Origin of the sequence: Pseudomonas huaxiensis (assembly GCF_003231275.1) — a bacterium.
Lineage (GTDB): Bacteria > Pseudomonadota > Gammaproteobacteria > Pseudomonadales > Pseudomonadaceae > Aquipseudomonas > Aquipseudomonas huaxiensis.
In genome coordinates this window covers 1-5223 of record NZ_QKVL01000088.1, presented here as the reverse complement: position 1 = coordinate 5223, position 5223 = coordinate 1, and the positions used below count along the sequence as shown (strand labels likewise).

Genomic DNA, 5223 nt, shown 5'->3' with positions numbered 1-5223 from the left:
CTGTGGGCGCTGCTGGTTCTGACACTTTATTCCAATGGTTATGACCCACCTACGCTGGAGGTTCTGACCATCCTTTCCAGTGATTGTGATCCACTACGCTGATGATTCTGGCCCACCCGCCAAGGGTAATATGGATGCAATTTCAAACCGCCTTGGCTCCATCAAATGCACGTCGAGAAAATTAGTTCAAACGCCTATGCTGATCTGGGCACACCACATGCGAACACAATGCAGCGCAAAGCTATGCTCGTCGTGCGTATCAGTGATGTTATTTCCGCTTTGGAGGCTTGGTTAAAGGGACATTTTCGAGATGCCGACGAAGCCGTAGTGCATGCCTGCTTACTCCACCTGAGATGCAGCTCACTGACTCGGCTATTTTCGCGGGCGCGAAAATAGCGAAGGGGACAATGCCCCCTCCGCTATCGGTCACTGCGCCTTGACAGCCTGCTTGCGCAAGGACTCGCCCTTGAGCCCAATACGGTGTGATCGGTGGACGATGCGATCCAGGATGGCCTCGGCCAGCGTGGCGTCGCTGAACATGCTATGCCAGTGTTCCGTAGGGAATTGACTGGTTATGATCAGTGAGCCGGTCTGCATGCGTTGATCGACAATATCCAGCAAGGTATACCCCACAGTGGGTTCTACCGGTGCCAGCCCGAAGTCATCGAGGATCAGCAGGTGGACTTTGCTCAAGGCCGTTCGGTACTTGGGCAGGGAGCCGTCGCCAATGGCGATTTGCAGCTCTTCATAGAGCTTCGAAGCGCTTTTATAGATCACCGAGTAGCCCTGCCGGCAGGCCTGGCTGCCGAATGCACAGGCGAGCCAGCTCTTGCCTGTGCCGGTGGCACCGGTCAGTAGCAGGTTCTGTTGCTGACCGATCCAGGTGCAGCCCGCCAGGCTGGCGATCACTTGCTTATCCAGGCCTCGACTGCTGCGGTAGTCAACATCCTCCAAGTGTGCGGCATAGCGCAACTTTGCCTGTTTCAGCAGCCGAGATAGCTTGCGATTCTCGCGCTCGCTGAGTTCACGATCCACCATCAGGCCCAGGCGATCATCGAAGGGCAGTTCCTGCATGCGCGGCAGTTCAAGCTGGTCGCGGTAGGCCTTGGCCATGCCGGACAGTTGCAGTTGCTGGAGCTTGCTTTGGGTCTGCTGGTTCAGCATGTCGAGCGTTCCTTTTCATCAGCAAAGTAATGGGCACCACGCAGGTTTTCGTGAGCCGGTGTCGAGCTGGGTAAAGCTTTCAGGCCAGGGCGCTTGTCGGGTTGCTCGCGCAAAATGGATTGCAGGCTTTTCAGGGCGAAGGTCTTGATGGTCAGCGCATAGGCGCAGGCCTCCTCCAGTCGGGCATCGCCATGCAAGCGAGCTTCTTTGCGCAAGGCGCTGGCAGCCTTGTGCCCGTTGGCCACATCGGTACGTTCGGTCAGGTGATATTGCAGGTGTCGCAGCAGTGCTGGCCCGACTCGCTCGCCCCAGGCGAGCAATGCGGCGGGTTCACTGTCAGCGTAATACTGGTGGTTCGGCGGCCTGTGCTCCGGTTGCATGCTGATGCCGGAAACATACTGTCGGGGATGACTGCTGACCCGCAGATGATTGTGAAAAACCTCCACGACCTCGCCAGTAGCGCGGACATCCACTTGCTGCTGAACTAATCGGTTCGGTACTGAATAGTGGTGGTTGTCGTACTCCACCAGGTAGTCACTGCGCACCCGTACCTTGAAGCGCCAGTCGGCATGCTCATAGGCGTGGATTGGCAACGGCTGGAGCGCAGGCTGCTCCACCTCAACGAACAGGCTGTGCCGACTACAGCCGGGCTGTCGCTTGAAGGGGCGTTGATTGAATGCCGGTAACAATTCCAGGATGGCCTGATTGAGTTCTGCCAAGCTGAAGAACCGACGGTGACGAAGAGCTGCCAGCAGCCAGCGCTGAACCAGTTTCACTCCGGCTTCCACCTTGCCCTTGTCTTTGGGTTTGCGCGGACGCGCCGGCAGAATGACGGCTTGGTAATGCTGGGCCAGTTGCTGGTAGATCAGGTTGAGCTGAACTTCATCCTTGCCATGCTTGATCACCGCCGCCTTGAGGTTGTCGGGAATCAGTAGGCGGGGTACACCTGCGAAGAAATTGAAGGCCTGCACATGGCAGTGCATCCAGTCTTCAATCCGTTGACTCCACACGGCACAGGCGAAGGTGTAGCTGGAGTAACCCAGCACACCAACAAAGATTTGTGCCAGGCGCGGTTCCGATTGACCTTCCAGATAGATCGGCATGGTCTTGCCGGAAAAGTCCAAAAAGAGCTTGTCGCCAGGCAGATGAAGCTGACGCATTGCCAATGGTTGTTGTTGCAGAAAGCTGCGATAGCTGGCCGTAAACTGCGAATAGGCGATGCCGTCTGGCTCGGTGGTCCGCCATTCACGCCAGAGCAGTTCCAGGGTGACGCAAGGATTACGCATTTCAGAATGCACCCAGTTCCAGTCGGGGCAGGCTTTCAGGCGGAAGCCGTTGAATGGCTTGATACCCAAGCGCTCATAAAGCTGTTCGTCGCTCCATTCAGCAAGCTGACCCACATCGAGGGCAACGTTTTCTAAGTGCCGGCACAAGCGCTTGAGGCTGTTGCGCGAAAGCCCGGTGCTATGAGCGATTTCGCGTGTCGATAAACGTGTGCCATAGTGCAGGCGCACGGCTTCGCGCAGCAGGCGCGGTTCAATCCTGACTCTCATCCATACTCCTTCTTGCCCTGTGGAGGGCGCTTAACGGCAGGCAGTACCTGCCCCTCGGCCTTGACAGCCGATAGAAGGACGCTGAGAATTCACAAGCGTTGAAGGTGCTTATGTCATCTAGAAAAAGGCTCGGAGTTGCTGCTCCGGGCCTTTTTTGCGTCCACAGTTTTTCTTGCTCGCATGACCTAATTGATAGCGTGATGTCCTGTAGTTTTCTGGGCTTTAGTGGTCGTGGCTGCCGGATACTCCAGCCTGCGCGGCCAGCCACCGTTCGACCTCCTGCTTAAGGAACAAGCGGCGGCGACCGACGCGAAACGAAGGCGGCATCGGCAAGCCCATGCTCAATCGGTTGCGAGCCGTATGTTCAGAAATTCTGAGAATCTGACTCACCTCCATGAGTGTCATCGTATCCACCGTTATCCCCTTGCCTGAGCTGCAATATCCCGATAACGCATGCTAGGCAGTTGGTGGATACCTAACTACTAGCCAGACTGGACACTTGATTTGCCTCTCTACCTGAACGATGAATTTCTCGATTCTTTCGTATACGAGGATGTGGCGGTTGCCCTCTGGGCAATCAGGCTGCACGCTGCTGACATCGCTGTTACGCCGGCAATCGCGCTGCGACTGATCAGGCAGTATCTACAGCCCTTGATCCCACCTGAGCATTGCCATGTGCTTTATGGGCAGCGCATAGCGACCTGGAATGGCATCTGGGGAATTTATGCCGAGCTGGGATGTTGCGTTGGCAAGAGCAACACCCCTCTGCTGTTTGAAGTAATGAAGGCAGTGGAGCTTATCCATCACTACACGACTTGGCCGCCAAGGGAGTACACGTTCCCGACTGTCATTGAGGTCACCTACTTCCTCAGCATGTGTACTCAACTGAAGATTTCCGTGCAGAGCCATTTGCGCTTGGAAAATGGCCTGCGACTTGATCCGTTCAGCTTTTGCACGCTGTGTTGGCGGCAGCCATTGCCAGGAAGAAAGCTCTGCGCACACCATTCCCCCAATGTTCCGCTTCAGGATGAGGTCGGAACGCAAGCTGCGGCGGCCCGCTACAAATCAGGCGTTCGCCAAAGAGAGCGGTTCGATAAGGCGGTAAATCGCATCCTGACCAGGGAAGTGACGGAGTTCCATGAAGGGCTCTTTACTCCCGTGGTGCTGTTCCCCGAACAGGGCATTGTGACTTGGCTGACTGAGCGTCGCCCGTTGCTGTGGCAGTTGCTCGGGGAACGACAGCAGCAGCTCAACGATACGAATGCCGTGAGCATGCTGGTTGATCTATTGCACTGTCCTGATGGCCTGCCACCCAAGGCCAATCAAATTTATCGACTTATCAATCAGCATCTGTACGAGCATCCATTACTGATCTGGCCGATGCTAATACGGGCCGAGGGGTGGCATCGCTGCCGCGCGGATGTGCGAGGGCAATGGGGAGGAAAACGCTCTGGTGCAGGGCGTCCTATACGGCTCGAGAGCGAGTCGTTACCTGCTTCTTTATATGCTGATCCACAGAGCTAGCAGGCTGCTGGCTGATAGATGAACTTACAACTGAGCGGGGCAGCGCCTTCCCCAGCTAGGTACGCGACGACAGGATCGTCAAGCGTTCGCGGGCGTGCTCGTGGAGCATTTGTGCCAGATGCGCATCAGTCTGTGGCAGGGGCGTCAGGCAGCGTGATAATACATCGTACGTAGCTCAAAGCCTGTTTGAAGGCGCCCCGTCAGCGGGCGTAGCGAATCACTCAGCGGTGTCAAGCTCCGGAGGGCGCGTACTCCACTTTGGCAAGTTGCTCAGCAAGGCAAGCTACTGGCAGCATGCTGCTCACGCATGGTATGGGACGACCGCAAAAACTGACTGCAACTGCCCGGTTTCACTCAAAAGATATACGACCAATTGCCGATTCAGCTAATCATCCGGGATGCTAAAATAGCTTTTTGGTATGATGGCTTTTTGCTATAATTGAATATTGATTCCGAGACTTTACTCGATGAAAAACAATGGCCCTGTGACTACGAGAGAGCGTGATTTCACCGCCACTCAACGCTTGATCACGACTACGGATACGCATGGCACCATCACCTACTGTAATGATGACTTCGTCAGCATCAGTGGCTTCGAACGTAATCAGCTGCTGGGAGCCCCGCACAATATCGTGCGCCATCCGGATATGCCAGAAGCGGTATTCGCGCACATGTGGAGTCACCTCAAGGTCGGCAAGGCCTGGATGGGCATCGTCAAGAATCGCTGCAAAAACGGTGACTTCTATTGGGTCAACGCCTATGTGACGCCGATAACCGAAAACGGCCGGGTGACGGGGTATGAGTCAGTACGGGTAAAACCGGATGCCGAGCAAGTGCGCAGGGCCTCTGCCTTGTATGCACGGATGCGCTCTGGAACGTGGAGCGATTCAGCAGGCAAAGCTTCGCGTTTCTTGCGGGTGCTGGCTATGCCTCTGCTTGCCAGCCTACTCGTGCTGGCAGTGTCTCTGCTCATTTCCCCGGC

At 55.9% G+C, this 5223-nt stretch carries 5 protein-coding genes; 2 read left to right on the top strand and 3 right to left on the bottom strand.

Annotation, left to right across the window (positions count from 1 at the left end; all coding sequences use genetic code 11):
• Positions 1-426 precede the first annotated feature (426 nt).
• From istB to DM374_RS34625, 3 genes are all read right to left on the bottom strand, one after another.
• Positions 427-1164, bottom strand: a complete 738-nt coding sequence (gene istB / locus DM374_RS32030) for an IS21-like element helper ATPase IstB (protein ID WP_110973478.1) — start codon at positions 1162-1164, stop codon at positions 427-429.
• Positions 1158-2717 carry an IS21 family transposase gene (gene istA, locus DM374_RS32025; protein WP_110973477.1) on the bottom strand — a complete coding sequence of 520 codons (1560 nt, stop codon included), beginning with the start codon at positions 2715-2717 and terminating at the stop codon, positions 1158-1160. Before istA ends, istB begins: the two co-directional genes overlap by 7 nt.
• Before the next feature lie 222 nt (positions 2718-2939).
• Positions 2940-3113: a helix-turn-helix domain-containing protein gene (locus tag DM374_RS34625; protein WP_225422662.1), complete on the bottom strand. Its 174-nt coding sequence runs from the start codon at positions 3111-3113 to the stop codon at positions 2940-2942.
• Positions 3114-3221: 108 nt separating this feature from the next.
• Here DM374_RS34625 and DM374_RS32015 point away from each other — a divergent pair, with 108 nt between their 5' ends.
• Complete coding sequence (locus tag DM374_RS32015) at positions 3222-4241, top strand: hypothetical protein (protein WP_110973475.1); 1020 nt, start codon at positions 3222-3224, stop codon at positions 4239-4241.
• Between the two features lie 467 nt (positions 4242-4708).
• Positions 4709-5223, top strand: a 515-nt coding sequence (locus DM374_RS32010) for a PAS domain-containing protein (RefSeq protein ID WP_157969797.1), incomplete at its 3' end; no start/stop codon positions are given.